Consider the following 20,574-nt stretch of genomic DNA (forward strand, 5'->3'; position numbering starts at 1 on the left):
ATTATTCTAACACAAAATTTATTTCAATGAAGTATGTAGATGAAGTAATGGATTATTTTGATCAAAAAGATAGTCCGGATGTGAAGGAATTTCTTTATCGATTGTTGTCGAAATGGAAGATGTTTGCAGTGTGCGGAGCCTTGGGGATATTGTTGGCTTATTTTATTAGTAAGTATTCGAATCCGGTTTACATGATGCGGAGTACTCTCTTAATTCATGTTGATGCAGGGGAAACCAGCGCGCAAAGTATGTTTGATGGTTATAAAATTCAGGACAAAGCAAACATACAAAACCATTTAGAAATTCTTAAATCATATACCATTAACCGAAAGGCAATGAGAAACCTGGCTTGGAATCAATCCTGGTATAAAAAGCAATTGTTTTCCAACAGAGGTTTATATAGACATGAACCATTCGAAGTTCAGCAAATGGACGGGGTTAATATAACCAACTTACCAATTTCTATTGTTCAGATTGATGATAAATCTTATAAAATTAAAGTAGATGGGAAAGCCGATTATAAGGGTGATGAAGTACATGTTAAATTTGAAAAGATAGCTTTTTTCGATCAGCTGTTTCAGAACAACTACTTTCATTTTATACTTAAGAAGAAAGCAGAGGAAATTGATAAGAATGAAAATTATTTTTTCGTTTTCAATAATTTAGATGCGCTTACTCTCGCGTATATGGAGAGTATGACTATTAGCGTAGCTGAGAAAAAGGCTGAATTGATTCATCTTCGAATAGATAATTCGGAACCGGAAAGAGGGGTTGATTATTTGAATGAATTGAATTGGGTTTACATTCAATTTGGTTTGATCGAAAAAAACAAGAAATCTGAAAGTACGGTACGTTTCATCGATTCTCAATTGGAGGGAATCGTGGATTCTCTTCAAATGGCAGGTCAGAGTTTTAGCAATTTCAGATCAAGAAACAGAATTGTTGATTTGGGACAGGAGGCAGGCGTAATTGTAGCAAAAGTGGAGGATCTTGAAAGTCAGTTGTCCAGGGCTCAGATTTCTTTGGATTACTATAAAAATCTGCTGCGCAATTTAGGCGATGTAAATCAAATGAAACAAGTAATAGCACCTTCCATAACAGGTGTTACAGATCCTTCGTTAGATGCATTAGTGGCTAAATTGACTGATTTGTACGGAAAGCGGGAAGTGCTTTCTTATAGTGTTCAGGAGAAAAATCCGAGTCTGGTAATCCTGAATAAGGAAATTCAGTTAATTCAGCAAAGTTTAGAGGAAAATCTTCAAAGCCTGGTGGCCAACTCCCGAATCGAAGTACAGAGTTTAACCGCAAGAATGGAAACCGTTAGAGAGCAATTGGCCCGAATGCCAAAGCATGAGCAAAAACTGGTTAGTATGAAAAGGAACTTCGACTTAAACAACGAACTTTATACTTTTCTACTGAAAAAACGTGCGGAAGCAGCCATTGCCAAAGCATCTAATGTGTCCGATTCGCAAATAATCGATCCGGCAAGATTGGCGACTATTGTTAAAATAAAACCCAAAACAGCAATTAATTTACTAATAGGTATGTTTTTGGGGATTGGGCTTCCTTTTTTAATCATTATTCTAAAAGAATTCTTTAATGATAATATCCAGAATAAGGAAGAAATCATGAAGAAGACTCAACTTCCAATTTTGGGGACTATTGCTCATAATAAATACAGTGAAGCAGTTCCTGTGTTTTATCATCCCCGATCGGCTATATCTGAGTCTTTTAGAACCTTGCGTACAAATCTAGCTTATGTACTGCCCAATAATCCGACTAAAATTATTGGAATTCATTCAACAATACCCGAAGAAGGAAAATCATTTGCGGCAGTTAATCTGGCAGCCATTGTTGCCATGAATAATAAGAAGGTGTTATTGATTGGTGCTGATTTACGAAAGCCAAAAATTGAAATCGCTTTTGATTTGGATAATGCGCTTGGTTTAAGCACTTATTTAATCAGTCATAGCAAATGCAGCGAGATCATTCAGAAAACACACATTAAAAACCTTCACTGTGTAACTTCAGGACCTGTGCCGCCAAATCCGGCTGAGTTATTGGAAAATGGCAGGTTTGAGCAATTGTTATGCGAAGTGGAAGGGAAATATGATTATATATTTATCGACAATGCGCCTCTTTCCATGGTAACGGATGGAATCATCACAGGCAAATTTACAGATGCTAATTTGTTTGTTCTTCGACGGGGATTCAGTCATCGGGAACAGATCAGTTTTGTGAATCAGTTGGTTGTAAAAGGCACTTTGTCGAACGTTTCATTGGTATTAAATGATGTTGCCATGAATGGATATCAAGGCAAATCCTCAAGAAATACAAGTGGAAACGGTTATTATTATGAAGACAGTTCGCCGGGAATTGTCCGAAGGCTGTGGGAGAAAGTCTCCAGTAATTAAAAGAGTAAATAAATGGCCTGAACAACAATTCAGGCCATTTTTGTTCGTTAATCATTGAGAAAGAATAAAAGAATTCTTTATTTTTATAAGTATGTGATACTTAAATTATTCTCTTTATGATTATAGCTGTAGATTTTGATGGAACCATTGTACATCATAAATATCCTGAAATTGGAAGTGAAATTCCATTTGCTGTCGAAAGTCTGATCGCATTGCAAAAGGAAGGTCATCAAATTATTTTATGGACATACAGAACGGAAGAAAATCTTTATGAAGCGGTTGATTACTGTGAAAAGAGAGGACTGGAATTTTATGCTGTGAACAGCAATTATCCCGAAGAGGAATTTGATGACACTATTAGTCGTAAAATTTACGCTGATTTATACATCGATGACCGCAATTTTGGCGGATTGCCGGAATGGGAGCAAATATTCAGAAGCATTTCCACACAAAATTCTGTTTCGCATAAAGAATCAAAAACCAAAAAGATGTTTAGCCGGCTGCTCGATAATATTTTTGGAGAATAATAAAATTTAGTCAACTTATTCAATGGAATAAAATTCTTAACAGCTAACTAATAATATCCAGTTGTCAATTACTTTTCGCATTAAATAATTAGCCAGATATTTAAGGTTTCTCTTTATTAAAGAGTCAATAATCGAACTCAGATTAATACGAAACCTGAATTTTAACTTTCTTCTTTTTAATGAGTTCGTTTTTAAGTTTACGAGCCAATTTTTCGCCCATTCCTCTTTTTACAGCAACGAACGATGAGTGATCGAGAACATCGATTTTTCCCAATTCCTCTTTTTTCAGATTTCCCACCTTACAAAAGAATCCAACCAAGTCAATTTTATTTACCTTTTCTTTTTTACCCAAACAAATGTAAAGAGTCTCCCATTCAGGTTCTGCCGGTAATGGCTGATCTTCTGCCAGTTCAAGCACTTCAATATCATCAGGGATAAATTCCGGTGGTGTTTCGTCCTGAGCAAGCACCAGGTAGGAAGTTCCTTCGGCATTCATTCTGGCTGTTCGTCCGTTTCTATGTGTAAATGCTTCTTCTACTCTTGGCAGTTGGTAGTGAATCACATTCTTAATTTCAGGAATATCCAGCCCTCTTGAAGCAAGATCGGTAACAATCAGCAGGTAATGACTTCCATTTCGGAATTTTAGAAGAGCTCTCTCCCGATCATCCTGTTCCAATCCGCCATGAAAAACATCACACTGAATGCCTTCATTTAAAAAGTGTTTTCCAATTCGTTCCACAGCATCACGGTGATTGCAGAAAACTAAACTTGGTTGATTTCCCAAATGACAAACCAATTGAAAAAGAGTCGCCAATTTGTCTTTTTCTACAGATATTACTTTCTTTTGATCCAAAGCAATCGGTTTTGCATTGGGAATAAAGTCCAGTTCGATGAGTGAATTTAGTCTGGTAAAATCCGGAATATCGATATTATTGGTGGCAGAGGTTAGTACCTTTTTAATTTTAGACGGCAGAGCTAGTGTAACTTCCTTCATCTCTTTCTGAAAGCCTAATTCCAGAGATTTATCAAACTCATCCAATATCAGAGTTTTGATATTTCTGCAATCAAAATTTCCTCTTCGAATATGATCGGCTATTCTTCCCGGAGTACCAATAAGCACGGCAGGAGGAGTTTTTAAGTTGTTTTTTTCGGTTGACATTGGATGCCCGCCGTAGCAGCAATTCACCTTAAAATCAGTTCCCATACTTTTAAAAACTGTCTCTATTTGCAAAGAAAGTTCTCGTGCAGGAGTTAAAATCAGGGTCTGAACAGCATCTGTTTCAGAATCCAGTTCAGCAAGCATTGGCAGCAAAAAGGCCAAGGTTTTTCCCGACCCTGTTGGGGATACTAAAAGCAGATCGCTGTTTTTTGTATAGGCTTTCGCGCATTCCTTTTGCATCTCATTCAATTCCTGAATAGATAGCTTTTCTAAAATCTTTTTAGTATCCATGTTTTTTACTTGCATGGCGCAAAGATAACAAAAACTCGATGCCCGAAAGTTTGGGATCCCGAATAGTTGGAAATAACTTTTGAACGTGTATTATTTAGTGCTTTTTTTGCAGGAAATCAAGATTCGGAATTTTTATTCAAGACTGAAAAGTTGTAGGTTTGTGAAACAAATCACATTACTTCAGACTTGTTATTATGCAAGGAAAAAAGCTACTCTCTTTTTATCAGAAACAAAAGAAAATAATAGAGCTGAAAAGCCTTCTCCCGGAAGTTTTTGCAGGAGATCAATTAGATATTCAGAAGCTTAAAATTTATTTGGAAGCTGATCAGTTCGTTGATGAATCGAACTATGGCTTAACCTGGTTCGGAAAAGAGAATGCAGCAACGCAAGCCCGAGAAGAAAGTACGGATAAACTGTTTTTTGATAAAGCAAAATCTGTTCAGCCAAAAACGACTCAAAATCTGTTTGTAGAAGGTGATAATTTAGATGCTTTACGTTTACTGCAGAAAGATTATGCGGGTAAAATCAAATTGATTTATATCGATCCGCCTTATAACACAGGTAATGATTTTGGTTATAATGACCGGTTTAAAATCCGCTCGAATCAGTACCTTGACTTTTTGGATGGTACCGGAATTGAACGGGTTGATTTTGGACTGAAAAATCAGATTGAAAGCGGTGAAGTTCACACCAATTGGTTGAACATGATTTATCCGCGGCTGGTTTTATCCCGACAGCTGTTAACCAATGATGGTGCAGTAGCCGTTTCTATTGACGAAAGCGAGAAGGCTAATGTGCAGCTGATTTGCAATGAGGTTTTTGGAGAGGATAATTTCGTTGGTTGTTTTATATGGATCAATCGAACAAACTCTAATGTTTCAGGTAATTTATTTGCCGCAAATCATGAATATATTTTGCTCTATGCCAAAAATACAAAGGAAGTAAAGTTGAAAGGAGAACTCAAGGATTTATCCAATTATTCAAATCCTGATAACGACCCAAATGGAGATTGGATTCCTGATAATCCGTCAGCAGCAAGCGGCAATTCCAATTCCCGTTTTGTGATTACCAACCCCTTTACAAAAGAGGAATATTTACCACCATCCGGACGATATTGGGCTTTTTCGAAACCGCGTGTTACCGAGTGGTTCAATTCAGGAAAGTTGATATTTCCCAAAGAGGAAGGCAAGCGTTTTTTGCTGAAAAAGTACAAGTCGGAGCTGAAGAGTATTTTTAATCCCATTTCATCGGTTATTACTGATATTCCAACAAGCAAAGGAACCCGTGAGCTGAAAGAATTATATCCGGAAGGATTGCCGTTTAAATATCCAAAACCAACCGATTTGCTGCTTGTAATTTTGGAGCAGTTAAGCGATGATGAGGATTTGATTTTGGATCTTTTTGCCGGTTCAGCATCAATGCCTCATGCTGTTTTCAAACTAAACGAAAAGCAAGCTTCTAAGCGACGTTTTATTTGCGTTCAGAATACAGAATTGGTAAAAGAGGATTCGGATGCTGGTAGAATGGGTTTTTCAACCATCTCAGATTTGGCAAGAGATCGAATCGTGCGAGCCGGAAAGTTGTATCCTATGCTTGATACAGGGTTTCAGTTTTATAAAATTGAGAAATAACATAGGCATAGGAGTGTCAGTATGTCTTTGAAATTCAATATTCTTCCGATTGCCATCAGACTCGCGCTGATATGGATTTGCAGAAAGCTTTTACAGAAGTGATCGAATCGGAATATTTTTACAAACCGCATATTGAAAATCTAATTTAGTTTTTATACTTTCGAATTGGATTAACCAAATATGCAACAATCATATTTGCAAAGATTTAAATACTTACACAACAACACATATAACAAAACGACAATGACTAAAATGAAGGCTCTCGTAAAGTCCAAAGCTGAAAAAGGTTTGTGGATGGAAGAAGTTGATGTTCCTAAAGTAGGAGTAAACGATGTTCTTGTAAAAATTAGAAAAACAGCTATTTGCGGTACCGATCTTCACATTTATAAATGGGATGAATGGGCACAGAATACCATTAAACCAGGAATGATTATCGGGCATGAGTATGTTGGAGAGGTAGCTGAAATTGGAGCCGGTGTTACTGGTTTTAAAATTGGCGACCGCGTAACAGGCGAAGGTCATATAGCTTGCGGACACTGCCGAAACTGCCGACGCGGACGTAAACACGTGTGTGAACACACCGTTGGAATTGGCGTAAACATAGATGGTATTTTTGCCGAGTATGCAGCCATACCTTCATCGAATTTGATGAAAATGAGCAATGAGATTAGTGATGAGCTTTTGGCGATCATGGATCCATTTGGAAATGCAACACATACTACTCTTTCGTGGCCGATAATTGGAGAAGATGTATTGGTTACGGGGGCTGGTTTAATTGGAAGTATGTGTGTGGCAATTGCAAAATTTGCAGGAGCTCGTTACGTGGTGGCAACCGAAACCAATCCATACAGAATAGAATTAGCTAAGAAAATGGGTGCCGATCGTGTGATTAATCCTTTAACAGAGAGTCTTGATGACGCAATTAAGGAATTGGGAATGATTGGTTTTGATATAGGGTTGGAGTGTTCGGGTGCACCAGCAGCTTTTGGCGATATGGTTTCTCATATGTACAACTCAGGTAAGATCTCTCTATTAGGTATTTTGCCTCAGCAAACAAAAGTAAATTGGAACGATATCATTTTTAAAGGACTTCAGTTAAAAGGAATCTACGGACGTGAAATGTACGAAACTTGGTACCAAATGGAACAAATGTTGATGAGTGGATTGGATTTGTCTCCAATGATTTCACATCGCTTTAAAGCTGATGAATTCCAAAAAGGATTCGATATTATGGAAGAAGGAAATTGTGGAAAAGTGATTCTCGATTGGGAATAAATTTTCTTCAAAATATAGTGTAAAGCTCAGGAGAATCCTGAGCTTTTTTTATGAGTGTAAATTTATCTGTATGATAACTAAAACATAGTTTGAATACACTTTCAGGTTTATCAAAAATTAAGGTCGGGTTTTCCCTACTTGATATATCCATGAAGTAAATCTATTTTTAAGCTTTTAACTGACAGAGCATAATTTTAAGATATAATTAACGAAAAAACATCATGAATAGTGAAGAGAAAATGATAAGAGAGAGCTTTTCCAGAGCCTTTTGGGTAGCCAACTCTGTTGAGTTGTTGGAAAGAGCTGCATATTATGGGGTATTTATTGTTATAACAATTTATTTATCAAGGATACTAAGCTTTTCTGATGTGGAAGCAGCCTTAATTTCAGGTTTGTTTTCAGGAGGATTGTATTTGCTACCTACATTTAGTGGTGCTTTAGCAGATAAAATGGGTTTTAAAAAGGCACTTTTACTTGCTTTTTCCTTACTAACTGTTGGATATGCAGGACTCGCGATATTTCCTACCATGCTGCAATCAGCAGGCTTGGTCGAATACTCTAAGATTACTGTTTTTAACGGATTAGAAGACAGTCTGCACAAATGGTTTATCATTCCGATAATCGTTTTAATAATGGTTGGAGGTTCATTTATTAAATCGGTGATTACTGGTACCGTAGCAAAGGAAACAACCGTGGCTAATCGCGCCCAAGGGTTTTCTATTTTTTACACCATGGTGAATATTGGTGCTTTTTCGGGGAAAACCATTGTGAAACCACTGCGTGAGGCAATGGGAAATGAAGGATTAATCACCTTAAATTATTTTTCGGCTGGAGCCACTTTATTGGGTCTGACAGCTGTTTACTTCTTCTACAAAAGTACGAGTCACGAAGGGGAAGGCAAGAGTATGTCTGAAATTTGGGACGCTTTACTTAAAGTTCTTTCAAATGGCAGGTTAGTAGCTTTAATTCTTATTGTTACAGGTTTTTGGATGGTTCAACATCAATTGTATGCTACCATGCCAAAATATGTGTTGCGTATGGCAGGAGAAGGAGCATCACCATCTTGGTATGCAAATGTGAATCCATTAATCGTTTTTCTTTTTGTTGGTTTAATAACACAGTTGATGCGAAAGAAAACGGCCTTGTTTTCCATGACAGTTGGTATGTTCATTATGCCCGTGTCGGCATTGTGTATGGCGGCTGGTAATTTATTGGATGTTGAATCAATTGATTTAGGTCTTTTTAGTTTGCATCCAGTTGCCTTTATGATGATTATTGGTATTGTTTTCCAAGGATTTGCAGAGTCATTTATTTCACCGCGTTTTTTAGAATATTTCTCATTGCAGGCTCCTAAGGGAGAAGAGGGTTTGTATCTTGGATTTAGTCACTTACATTCATTTATCTCTTCCATTTTAGGATTTGGATTGTCAGGATTTTTACTGTCCAAATACTGTCCGGATCCAAAATTATTTACCAATCATGCTGAATGGGAACTTGCTTCAGCTCATGCTCATTACATATGGTACTACTTTGTTGCAATAGCAGGTGTATCAGCAATAGCATTAATTATTTATGGCAATATTACTAGGAAATTAGATGCCGAAAATGAACTGGCAGCCTAATATTTTACGATGATAAAATACAGAACCACCTTTTGAGAGGTGGTTTTTTTTATGTCGTAAATCGCGAAATTCTCCGTAATTTAAAGCTTAATCTTAGAAAGTTAGAACATTATGAATCAGGAATTTTACCGCATACCCATAGCTGCAATTCACAAGCCAATAAAAGAAGCTGTAACACTAAGCTTTCAAATACCAGATGAGCTGTTACCGGTTTTTAAGTTTCATCCGGGACAACACCTTTGTTTTCGGTTTGATGTAAACAACAAAGAAGAACTTAGAATGTATTCCCTGCACAACTCGCCGTATGTAAAAGGTTTGTTTCAGGTAACAGTAAAGATTCAGAAAAACGGATTGATTTCCAATTACATAGCGGACAATTTAAAGGCAGGAGATATTGTAGAAATATCCACTCCTCAAGGAGATTTTACGGTAAATCCGGATGAGAAGGCCGGTAAGTCCTATTATTTGTTTGCTGCCGGAAGTGGAATTACGCCAATTTACTCAATGTTAAGTTCCATACTGCTGGCAGAACCAAACAGTAGGGTGTTTTTGCTTTATGGAAATAGGAGTATACCCGAGATTTTGTTTTACAATGAATTATTGGAGTGGCAGGCAAAATATCCTGATCGATTGAAAATTACTCAAACCCTTTCGAAACGATTTCTGGATTTTTCACTGGCTCCATGGGATGGTAAACGTGGCCGGATCAATGAGGAGTTGGTAGAATCTTTTCTTCTTGAAAATCCAGCCACTCCCGAAAATACAGAATATTATATCTGCGGACCGGATGGAATGAATCAAATGGTTAGTGATACTTTGATTGATATGGGAGTCCCGTCAAAATTCATTCATTTTGAGTATTTTTCCACTCAGGCTATTGAGTACGAAGAGGGACTAACTGCAGTGGAGAATGCTCTGGTGGATGCAGCAATCAGGAATGAAAAATTTCAGTTGCACTTAGTGCAGGACGAAACCATTTTAGAAGGATTGAAACGAATTGGCGCTCCTGCGCCCTATTTTTGTCAGGGAGGTATTTGTGGTACCTGCAAAGCTCATCTGATTGAAGGGGAGGTGAAAATGAAAGCAACAATGGCTCTGAGTGCCGAAGATGTAAAGAACAATATAATCTTAACCTGTCAGTCGCTGGCGCAAACTGCCAAAGTGAAAATTGAGTTCAAATAATATGGAGCGGTGAGTTTGTGCAAAAACAGCACAACACTCACCGTTAATTTATTCTTGAAACAGTTTCGATGCTTCCTCCAGTAATTGTTCGGTAACTTCAGCGATATTGTATAGCAAAACCAATTTTTGGCGCTCAGTTCCCCGTTCAATTTCAATAATTTTTTGTCCTAAATTATCAATGAATGTTTTAAGACTTTGAGTCGGGTCACAAGCTTCCGACTTTTGTAAGCCACTAACAGCTTTGCTTAATTCTGATTCTATATTTCCAAACATTTCCCACTGATCATCGCTGATGTAGTTTTTTATGTCGCGGTGCGATCCTAAGGCCGATAAATAGGATAGTAATGCATGATTGAGATAAGTTAAAGCAAAGGCATGTTTTTGAAATTTCTGATGTTTTTTGGGCTCCAGTTTCATTCCCCGCCACGATAAAGCAAGCGCATTATCAGCCTGATTTGCACGATACCTGGCAATGCGGTAATTTAAATCATCCTCATTTAATTCTTTGTATTCCTGCAAAATACAGGTGAAATAGTTTCGGTTTTTTTCCAGGGCGGTTGAAAGTAAGTTGGGCAAACGCTTGTATTGCCAATCGGGCCACATAAAACGGACAACTATTATTGCCAAAACGGCACCAATAATAGTATCCATTACCCGTGCTCCCATAACAACAATCCCTTTTCCTGCAATCAGATTAAAAGCCGCCATGACAAAAATGGTAACAAACACAACCGCTAGAGCATAGTTTTTTCGCAGCCATACAAAAAAGGCATAAGCAGCTACCAGCAGCAAAATTACCTGTCCGGCAAGAGTAGGAAGTATTTGTACAAACAATACACCAGTTACTACACCACTTAGAGTTCCAATAATCCTTTGAAACAGTCTTTTCCGGGTTTCACTGTAACTTGGCTGGCATACAAATAAACTGGTGAGTAAAATCCAATATCCTTTTTCCAGATGAAAACCCAAAATCAGAAAATAGCCAATCAAAAAACAGGTACTCAACCGGATGGCATATCTAAATCGCGGATGTGACCAGTTCAATTGCTCTCTTAGTTTTTGCCATAAGCTTTTGGTATCTCTGTCCACCTTAGGAAGCAATCCCGAATCTACATAGTAACTCATGTTTTGCAATGAAAGATGAGATTGTGTAAGATTTTGGAGCAGCAAGCTAAGATTAGTACTTTTTGTTGTAGGGTTTTGTTTTTTAATTTTATCCTTCAAGGCAGCAATTGTCCATTTGAATGAAATCGGATGCTGATAAGTTGTTCCCATTAACAAGCTTTTCGAAACCTCGTGGCAGGCAAGCGATAATTGCAGTAATAATTGCCCCAAACCTTCCAGAATTTCGGTGTTGTCTGCTTCATCACTTATCAGGTCGTATCGTTCGTGACTCGAAGAAGCTCTTTCGTGCAAACTTTGCAAGAGTACAAATTTATGCAGGTAAGGGCGAAGTTCGTTTGGATCATCCAAAGCATCGGAGTAGGAGTTGAGTACATTTTTGCACCTTTCCAACGAGTTGATGAATTGAATATTTAAGGTAGCCAACCGACCTCGGATTTTTTCCTGCGATTTGGAATCACTTGGAAAAAGCCGTGCTTTTTCCTTCATGTACAGGCTCAGATCTTCGAATCCCTGAGCCAATTGCTCTTCCAATAGTCTGTTTGGACGAAGAATAAGTAAAATAAGAGACAATATTCCGTAACACAAGGCACCCGCAGGCAAAAGCAAAGGCTGCCAGTACCAGTTGGGCGAAATCTCAGCACCTAACATGGTATAAATAGCAACGAGTAAAGCACCAAATGTAACGCCTCTGTATCGCTCACCCAGTCCGCCCAAAACAATAAATGTAATGGTGGAACCAATTAATCCAATGCCAAACAGAATTGGATAAGGAAGCAGTAATTCGACCGATAAACTCGAAATAATGAAACTAATAATGGTAAGAATCAGCGTTTTCACACGTCCTTTGGGATGATCATCGGTTTCGGAAAGAGCACCAGCCAGAGCACCCAAAGCCAGAGTGAAACCCATATTTGCAGAACCAGTAACAACAAATGGAATCAGTAGCATACTCATGGCAATTGCTGCTTTTAGCGCCAGCAATCTGTTTGGATACCTCCATAAATTCTTAATCATGAATTCATACCATCCTTTTCCCTGAAATCTGTCAAGTGTCAATTTGTTCTTCATGTATCGGTTTTTGTTTTTCAAATACAAAGATAACAGAAGCAAATAAGTATACTGCCCGATCGTATTAATTTAGCTTTGCAATTTGCTAAATCCAAACAGTATCTAAGACCAGCAAGAGTTTTAATAAATCCTTTTTTTTTTGAACTGTTTTTAGAATCTAAAATCAGTTTTCCAAACAAATGTTTTATTAATTTTAAAAAATTAAAGGATAAAAAACACTTTTACCTTAGCGGTAAGTTAAAAGAACAGGTGCGATAAATCAATAAATATGACAAATAAAAAAGCTATTATATTTGATATGGATGGCGTCTTAATTGACTCGGAGAAATATTGGAAACAGGCAGAATATGAGGTGTTTACTTCTTTGGGAGTTAAGGTGACTGACGAATATTCTAAAATAACAAAGTCGATGACAACAGCTGAAGTTACTCAATTTTGGCATGACAAATATCCTTGGAAAAATAAAGATGCTGCAGTTGTAGAACAAATGGTTATTTCACGGGTTATAGAGCTGATTGAAACTGAAAATTGCCAAATAAATGGAGTAAAATCATTTATCGAAAAACTGAAAACAAGAAAATACAAAATTGGATTAGCAACCAATTCACCAAGCAGAATCATTCCTGTGGTTTTAAAGAAATTAGACATTTTGCATTTATTTGATTCGATATTATCGGCAGAGTTTGAAAAAAAAGGGAAGCCTGATCCTGCTGTTTATTATAGGGCTGCAGAAAAATTATCTGCGAAACCGGAAGATTGCATCGTAATTGAAGATTCATATACTGGTATGTTGGCGGCAAAAAATGCAGGTATGACTGTTGTCGCTTTTACGAATGGAAATAAAGAAATTGATTGTAAAATAGCGGACTATAAAATGGATAGCTTTGAAAATAATGAAATTGAATTGCTAAAAATGAATTGAAACCTGTCGTTAACATTTTTCCGTTAAAAACCCATACATAGGCCGAGCTGAAGTTTGGTCTTTTTTATTGCTCAAGAAAAAATTTGACTCATACATGTGGCAAATAAGCCGGCCAAGCAAAAAAATATTGAAAAACTCCGGGCAATGTGCCGGCCAAAAAAAAAGTCTGTTACTGGGTTTCGATATTTTGTACACACCTCCCCCCAAAAAACAGGTCTTCTATGTGCAGCGAAAAAGTCGTTCCGACTGGCTAAAGTCACAAATATCCAGTTATTATATTGTTCTTTTAACGTAAGGGATATAAGACTCTTTTTATATGATGTTCGAATGTGCTTTACATGCTGATAGATAGCTCGTAATCAAAAAGTGAATGTTAATCAAAAGGATACATAAACTTAACATTGATATGTTCGGTTATTTGATATTTTGTATATTTTTGATGCTCAAAACAACCATTTTGTACACGCTTCTTGAAAAGTTCATTTTCAAACTATTTTTTAATTACTACTAAGCCTATGTTTTCATTTTACACATGTAAGAGGTGGTGTCTGGTGACATTACTTACTTTATTTATGATGTCCGCCCAAGTCAGTTTTGGGCAGGGATTAGAAGATTTTATGAATTTACCCCTTTCGGGAAGTTCATATGAAACAGGAAATTTTGAAGGGAACAACGCACAAAGCTGGAGCTATGTAAATTCGCGGGGTGACCGACCGATTAATGGCAAAGCAATTTGTTTTGGAAAAACCGACAGTTCGTTAAAAGGGGAAAATATTCCCAATGGAATTAGCAGTTTTAGTTGTAAGGTGCAAAAAGAATATACATCCACCAACATAAGACAGGTAGAGTTATTCATTAATGGAGTTTCTGTTGCTCAATCCGAAGAAATTACCGGATTGCAGGATTTTATTGTGACTGATATTAATGTAGAAGGCATTTTTAGTCTTGAAATAAAAAATATTTCCGGTGGAGGAAAACAGGTAAGTCTTGATGATATTCAGTGGACTGCCTATGGATCTGCTCCGGTTCAAAGTTCGGCAAAGACCATAACATCATTTGTAATTGATGGCAAAGCCGGAACCCTTAACGAAGACGCACATACAATTGGTGTAACTTTACCGGAATCGACTAACGTAACAGCCCTTAGTCCGGCAATTGAAATATCCGATAAGGCAACTGTTTTGCCGGCAAGTGGTGCATCTCAGGATTTTACAAATCCGGTGACTTATACTGTAACTGCAGAAGATGGATCGAGTCAGGAATACGTGGTGGCAGTAAGTGTTGAAATACAGGTAGTTTCGAGTTTACTGATTAATGAACTGGATTGCGATCAGGCCAGTACAGACACAAAGGAATTTGTTGAATTGTACGACGGAGGAGCCGGGAATACTTCTTTGGATGGATACACTTTGGTTCTTTACAACGGGAGTAATGATTTGTCTTATGCGACTTATGATCTTGCCGGGCAGTCTACCAATGCACAAGGCTTTTTTGTAATCGGAAGTACTGAGGTTGCAAATGTAAATTTGTCTCCTTCAGGTTTCACTCTTCAGAATGGTGCCGATGCTGTTGCCTTGTATAAAGCGCCGGCAGCAGATTTTCCAAACAATACAGCTGTAACAACAGAGAATTTAGTCGATTTTGTTGCTTATGATACCGATGATGCAGATGATGCTGGATTGTTGGCAGGAATAATAGCAGGCGGACAAATAAATGAGAATGCTTCGGGCGATATGGCGAATCATTCCATATACAGGGCAACTGACGGAGAAGGCGGAGCCAGAAACACTACTGCTTTTATTGCAGGAATTCCAACTCCCGGAAAATCAAATGCCAGCGCTGGGACTGCAATAACTGTTGATTTGGCTTTATCTGCCACAACAGCCAGCGAAGCCGATCAAACAATAATTACTTTAACAGCAACCGCAAGTGAAGCGGTAAGCGAAAGCCAGACTCTTGATGTGAATATTTCAGGTACAGGAATTACAGCAGGAGATTATACACTTTCAGCAGCACAATTCACATTTGCGGCAGGCGAAAGCACGGCAAGCGCAAGTCTTACCATTGTTGATGATGCCGATATTGAGGGCACTGAAAGCATGACGGTTTCCATTTCGAATCCTTCTGCAGGAATTCAGTTGGGAACAACAGTAATTGCAGTTCTTAGCATAGCAGATAATGATAGTGCAGGTAATGACGGAACGGAAACGAGTCCTTTTACCATAAATGAAGCTTTGGCATTGTCCGAAACTTCTGCCGAGTATTATGCCTATGGTTATATTGTTTCGGTGGGTACTGATTTTGAAGCACCATTTACAAACGCTTACTATATTTCTATTGCTGATTCTCAGGATGATACCAATTTTGATCATTGCCTGAATCTTAAATTGGAAGCAGGAGCAAATCGTGATACCTGGAATTTACAGGATCATCCTGAAAATTTGGGCAAACAAATTAAATTCAACGGATTTAGAGATACGTACAGTGGTCATGCTTCCTTCGAAGGAAATTCGGTAATTGTTAATTTATCAGGGGAACCAACATTGACTTCTGTAAATTTAGCTTTATCTGCCACAACAGCCAGCGAAGCTGATCAAACAATAATTACTTTAACAGCAACCGCAAGTGAAGCAGTAAGCGAAAGCCAGACTCTTGATGTGAATATTTCAGGTACGGGAATTACAGCAGGAGATTATACGCTGTCAGCAGCACAATTTACATTTGTGGCAGGCGAAAGCACGGCAAGTGCAAGTCTTACCATTGTTGATGATGCCGATGTTGAGGGCACTGAAAGCATGACGGTTTCCATTTCGAATCCTTCTGCAGGAATTCAGTTGGGAACAACTGTTAGTGCCTCAATTAGTATTGCTGATAATGATGGAAGCACCGGAAGCATTTTGGCTAACTACGTTTATTTGGCTCCGGAAACCAATGGAGATGGAAGTATTGTTGTGAATCTAACACCAAAAGAATATGTACAGACAGTAAGTCCAAGTCATCACATGGGAAGTGTGAAAATTCCCGCCGATTATTACAGTAGTGCTGTTGGATTTAACGGAACAGCATTGCGTGAGCATATTCATACCATAATTGAGGCCGGAGCAGAAGCTCAATCTTACAGCACCGTTTGGAACATGTGTGAAGATGGCGATCAGAATCCGAAAAATGCTTCGCAAGTCTGGCAAATGTATGTTGAGCAGGGAATTGCAAAAACAGCTCACGTATCGGGTAGTACAGGATGGAACAGAGAACACACATGGGCAAAGTCGCATGGCGGTTTTGGAACTTCAGATGGGCCAGGTACCGATGGTCATCATTTAAGAGCCACCGACGCTCAGGAGAATAGTGTGCGTGGCAGTCGTGATTTTGCCGATGAGGCTCCGGGATATACTCCACCTAAATCGGCAAGAGGTGATGTTGCCCGTATGATTTTTTACATGGCAACCCGTTGGGATATGACCGTTGATGATCAGTGCAAGGAAACTGAATCAGCAGCCCGTCACGGAAAGCTGTCCGATTTATTGAAATGGCACGAGGAAGATCCTGTTGATCCGTATGAAGTAAGAAGAAACAATGTGATTTACGGATATCAGCACAATAGAAATCCTTTTGTTGACCATCCTGAATTGGTGCAGTACATTTTTGGAGAAGCCAAGGCGCAGGAATGGAATGGCGGAATTGGTACAGAGCCTGCCAAGATTAAAATTACAGGAACATTGGCCGATTTCGGCATGGTTAAATTTGGTGAAGAGTCGGCCGTTCAGACTTTTACGATATCAGCAAATTCTTTAACCGAAAATGTGAGCATAACATCTCCGCAGCACTTCCTGATATCCAAAGACGGCACCAACTATTCTTCCTCTTTGGCTTTAACCGCTGCCGATGGAACTATTGCAGAGACTACAATATCTGTGAAATTTGTTCCTGAATCAGCTGTTTCAGCAAAAGTGACAGGAGATCTGAAAATTACAAGCGGCGAAAATTCCAAGTCGATGGCTGTATCGGGTACCGAGGGAGATCCGGCATTGATTCCTCTTGCATTTTTACATGAGGATTTCGAAACGGATACGCACAGCAATTGGATCTTGAAATCGGAAATTGGCGGCAGAAATTGGGCAATAACAGAATTTTCAAGTAATAAGTACATGCAAATGTCGGCCTACAAAGCCACTGGTAAAGTGGTTTCGTGGTTAATTTCTCCTGAATTGGATCTGGATGCCTATAATAATGAGAAACTGACTTTTAAAACCAAGAATGGTTATTTTCAGGGACTTGCCTTAGAGGTGTTTATTTCTACCGATTACGATGGCGGCGATGTAAGTGCAGCCACCTGGCAAAAATTGGATGCCGCAATTGATGAAAGAAACAATACTGCTTATGGAGCCGACTTTGTAGAATCCGGCGATATCGATTTGTCTGCATATGAAGGAACAGCATACATCGCCTTTAAATATACCGGCGACGGCAGTTCTGTTACTACAACCTATCAGGTAGATGATGTGGTGGTTGAAGGAAATAAAATTCCATTAACCGGAAGTTTATCAAGCAATCTTATTGCTGATTTGAAATTTCCATTTACAGAAGTTGGCGCGGTTAGCGAGCCTATGTTATATGAATTAAATTTCGATAAAATAGAAGGCGATATTAGCATTCAGGCCAGCGATAATTATGAAATTTCTTTAGATGGAAGTACTTATAAATCAAAGCTAAGTATTGATCAATCAGAAGTCTCACCAGTGTTGATTACGGTTCGTTTCGCGCCAAAAACAGCTGTAATTAATGGATCTGCAGGAACGATTACTCACAAAGCAAAAGCGGCCGAATCGCTTGTTGTCGCTGTAAGCTCTTTGGCATCAACCGAAATTGCTGACGCTTCAACTTTGGGTAGAGATAAAACCCTGGATATTGTATCGTGGAATTTGGAGTGGTTTGGATCTCCAACAATGTCGAAACATGCATCTTCCTTCGATGAGCAGTTGACTGCTGTTTCTGAGAAAATCATTGAATTGGATGCCGATATTTATGCCATTCAGGAATTGGTTTCCGATAATGTAAATGGTGATTTTCTGCAGCCTTTGGTTGAGAAGTTGAATGTTTTGGCAGGAGATAATGTGTATGCAGCCAGTATGGGTGCAAGATATTCTCATGACGATTCAGCTCCAAGTACAGATTATCCGGCTCAGCGTGTTTGTTACATCTACAACCAAACAACAGTAAGTAACTTAGGCGATTTCTCGATGTTTTCTGATTTATACCCCGATACATCTACCGCTTCCATTGATGGGTACACAGGCGATGCTTCCAGTTTCTGGGCTTCGGGACGTTTGCCATATCTATTCGAAGCAGAGGTATTCATTGATGGCATGAAAGAGAACATCAAGTTGGTGAACATTCACGCCAAGTGTTGTCAGGATAGTCACTCCCGAAAATTAGCTGATGCGAAATTCCTGATGAATGAGTTGAATACCAACTATTCCAACGACAATTTGGTGATTTTGGGTGATTACAACGATTATTTAGAAGGAAGTATGACCAGCGGGGCTTCCTCTCCTTATGCATCATGGTTCGAAACCAAAGATTATTTCGATCATGTAATTACTTCAAGTACCAATATCGATCACATTACAATTTCCAATGAATTGTACGATGAATATCAGGTTCTGACCAACAATACAAGCGAGGAGAATGTCAGCATATCCGATCATCATCCTATATTGCTGCGTTTAAAATTACGTTCAGACAAAATCAGTAAAAAATCGCAAACGATCACTTTCGCGGAATTGACAGACAAAACCTACGGCGATCCTGCTTTCGAATTGCAGGCAAGTGCTTCATCAGGATTGGAAGTCAATTTCGAGCTGGTTTCAGGCCCGGCAACTCTATCCGGAAAAGAACTGACACTTACCGGAGCCGGAACAGTTGTTGTAAAAGCAGTGCAGGCAGGTAATGAGAATTACGAAGTCGCAGAATCGGTAAGCAGAACGTTTACTGTGAATAAAGCTTCTCAGGATATCGCTTTCGCGGAATTGACAGACAAAACCTACGGCGATCCTGCTTTTGAATTAGCAGCAAGTGCTTCATCAGGACTGGAAGTAAGCTTCGAACTGGTATCAGGCCCGGCAACTCTATCCGGAAAAGAACTGACACTTACCGGAGCCGGAATAGTTGTTGTAAAAGCAGTGCAGGCAGGTAATGAGAACTATGAAGCGGCAGAATCGGTAAGCAGAACATTTACAGTTGCAGGAAGTAAAGAAAGTCAAACCATTACTTTCGCTGCTCTTGCAGATAAAACCTTTGGCGATCCTGCTTTCGAATTGGTGGCAAGTGCTTCATCAGGATTGGAAGTCAATTTCGAGCTGGTTTCAGGCCCGGCAACTCTATCCGGAAAAGAACTGACACTTACCGGAGCCGGAACAGTTGTTGTAAAAGCGGTGCGGGCAGGTAATGAGAACTACGAAGCGGCAGAATCGGTAAGCAGAACGTTTACTGTTGAAAAAGCAAGTCAGACGATAACTTTCGAGCCTATTGAAGGCCTTGTAGTTGTTGGAGAGCCAATTCAACTGAGTGCCGTTTCTTCGGAAGGATTAACGGTTGCTTTCGAGCTGTTGGAAGGTAATGGTGAACTTAATGGATCCATACTAACACCAACTTTACCAGGCGAATTTAAAGTTCGGGCTCATCAGGATGGAAACGCTAATATTAAGTCCGCCGAAGAATTTCAGTTTTTTACTGTAAGTCAGCCAACAGGATTGAAAGAGATTTTTGAGAAAATTGTTAAGATTTATCCAAATCCATCACGCGATTTTGTGAGCATCGATTTACCCGACGCCGATGTGATTAAAATCTTAATCTTGAATAGTCGTGGGCAGGTAGTGAAAACCATACAGCCTAGAGAGAAACACAGAATTAATATTAATGATCTGGTTTCCGGAAATTATTTTATATCCATTCAAACAGATCAATTTATAGTAACGAAACGACTCATGGTCGTTCGCTAATAATCTAAGGAGGGTGGCTACAGTTCTAAGCCACCCTTTTTTATTTCCTTCCAGCCCAGACTTTCGGAATGGTCTTCTTACATTCTTTAGTAATTTATTTATGCTGAATAATTGCTAAATCCTGACAGCGTCTTTAGACCTCGTATGTTTACGACATGAAAAGATTAGATATATCTTTTTTACATTTATGAGATAAAAATAAGAACAGAATCAGGAGTAAGAATTAGACCTAGACAACGCTTATGTATGTCCACTGACAGATAATCCTCCTATTCTGTTTTCTTTCTACGAGTCAGAACAGTATTGAGAAACTATGCTTAATGTATAGATTTCGTATCAACTGCGAGGAAAGACTGTGAG

Annotated in this window: 10 protein-coding genes; 8 read left to right on the forward strand and 2 right to left on the reverse strand. The window is 38.7% G+C overall.

The window, feature by feature from the left end:
* Positions 1–26: 26 nt before the first annotated feature.
* The gene (locus tag BZG01_RS06310) at positions 27–2,414 is read left to right on the forward strand and encodes a GumC family protein (RefSeq protein ID WP_101308981.1); all 2,388 of its coding nucleotides are present in this window, start codon (positions 27–29) and stop codon (positions 2,412–2,414) included.
* Between the two features lie 116 nt (positions 2,415–2,530).
* Positions 2,531–2,941 (forward strand): BT0820 family HAD-type phosphatase, encoded by a 411-nt coding sequence (locus BZG01_RS06315; RefSeq protein WP_218973023.1) that lies wholly within the window; start codon positions 2,531–2,533, stop codon positions 2,939–2,941.
* 142 nt (positions 2,942–3,083) lie between these two features.
* Here BZG01_RS06315 and BZG01_RS06320 read toward each other — a convergent pair whose 3' ends face one another.
* Positions 3,084–4,391, reverse strand: coding sequence for a DEAD/DEAH box helicase (locus tag BZG01_RS06320; protein ID WP_101308997.1), 1,308 nt, complete (start codon positions 4,389–4,391; stop codon positions 3,084–3,086).
* Between the two features lie 194 nt (positions 4,392–4,585).
* Here BZG01_RS06320 and BZG01_RS06325 point away from each other — a divergent pair, with 194 nt between their 5' ends.
* The 4 genes from BZG01_RS06325 to BZG01_RS06340 all read left to right on the forward strand — a co-directional run bounded on the left by BZG01_RS06325 (position 4,586) and on the right by BZG01_RS06340 (position 10,101).
* Positions 4,586–6,022 (forward strand): site-specific DNA-methyltransferase, encoded by a 1,437-nt coding sequence (locus BZG01_RS06325; RefSeq protein WP_101308983.1) that lies wholly within the window; start codon positions 4,586–4,588, stop codon positions 6,020–6,022.
* Positions 6,023–6,265: 243 nt separating this feature from the next.
* A complete protein-coding gene (tdh, locus tag BZG01_RS06330; protein ID WP_245870284.1) occupies positions 6,266–7,297 on the forward strand; it encodes an L-threonine 3-dehydrogenase in 1,032 nt (343 codons plus the stop codon).
* Positions 7,298–7,518: 221 nt separating this feature from the next.
* A complete protein-coding gene (locus tag BZG01_RS06335; RefSeq protein WP_218973024.1) occupies positions 7,519–8,919 on the forward strand; it encodes an MFS transporter in 1,401 nt (466 codons plus the stop codon).
* A gap of 111 nt (positions 8,920–9,030) precedes the next feature.
* The gene (locus BZG01_RS06340) at positions 9,031–10,101 is read left to right on the forward strand and encodes a ferredoxin--NADP reductase (protein WP_101308984.1); all 1,071 of its coding nucleotides are present in this window, start codon (positions 9,031–9,033) and stop codon (positions 10,099–10,101) included.
* A 48-nt stretch (positions 10,102–10,149) separates the two neighbouring features.
* On the opposite strand, the gene yccS is transcribed toward BZG01_RS06340, so the two are convergent.
* A complete protein-coding gene (gene yccS / locus BZG01_RS06345; RefSeq protein WP_245870286.1) occupies positions 10,150–12,294 on the reverse strand; it encodes a YccS family putative transporter in 2,145 nt (714 codons plus the stop codon).
* Positions 12,295–12,562: 268 nt separating this feature from the next.
* On the opposite strand from yccS, the gene hxpB reads away from it, so the two are divergent.
* Together hxpB and BZG01_RS06355 are read left to right on the forward strand one after the other, a co-directional pair.
* Entirely contained in the window at positions 12,563–13,216 is a 654-nt protein-coding gene (hxpB, locus tag BZG01_RS06350) for a hexitol phosphatase HxpB (protein WP_101308985.1), read from the forward strand.
* Positions 13,217–13,791: 575 nt separating this feature from the next.
* Positions 13,792–20,214: an endonuclease gene (locus BZG01_RS06355; RefSeq protein WP_180327238.1), complete on the forward strand. Its 6,423-nt coding sequence runs from the start codon at positions 13,792–13,794 to the stop codon at positions 20,212–20,214.
* Positions 20,215–20,574 lie beyond the last annotated feature (360 nt).

This window comes from Labilibaculum manganireducens, from assembly GCF_002843385.1.
GTDB classification, from domain to species: Bacteria; Bacteroidota; Bacteroidia; order Bacteroidales; family Marinifilaceae; genus Labilibaculum; species Labilibaculum manganireducens.

Bases quoted from the DNA above. Each gene is read 5' to 3' on its own strand.
- BZG01_RS06310 (WP_101308981.1), top strand. From the start codon at position 27: ATGAAGTATGTAGATGAAGTAATGGATTATTTTGATCAAAAAGATAGT.
- BZG01_RS06315 (WP_218973023.1), top strand. From the start codon at position 2,531: ATGATTATAGCTGTAGATTTTGATGGAACCATTGTACATCATAAATAT.
- BZG01_RS06320 (WP_101308997.1), bottom strand. From the start codon at position 4,391: ATGGATACTAAAAAGATTTTAGAAAAGCTATCTATTCAGGAATTGAAT.
- BZG01_RS06325 (WP_101308983.1), top strand. From the start codon at position 4,586: ATGCAAGGAAAAAAGCTACTCTCTTTTTATCAGAAACAAAAGAAAATA.
- tdh (WP_245870284.1), top strand. From the start codon at position 6,266: ATGACTAAAATGAAGGCTCTCGTAAAGTCCAAAGCTGAAAAAGGTTTG.
- BZG01_RS06335 (WP_218973024.1), top strand. From the start codon at position 7,519: ATGAATAGTGAAGAGAAAATGATAAGAGAGAGCTTTTCCAGAGCCTTT.
- BZG01_RS06340 (WP_101308984.1), top strand. From the start codon at position 9,031: ATGAATCAGGAATTTTACCGCATACCCATAGCTGCAATTCACAAGCCA.
- yccS (WP_245870286.1), bottom strand. From the start codon at position 12,294: ATGAAGAACAAATTGACACTTGACAGATTTCAGGGAAAAGGATGGTAT.
- hxpB (WP_101308985.1), top strand. From the start codon at position 12,563: ATGACAAATAAAAAAGCTATTATATTTGATATGGATGGCGTCTTAATT.
- BZG01_RS06355 (WP_180327238.1), top strand. From the start codon at position 13,792: ATGTCCGCCCAAGTCAGTTTTGGGCAGGGATTAGAAGATTTTATGAAT.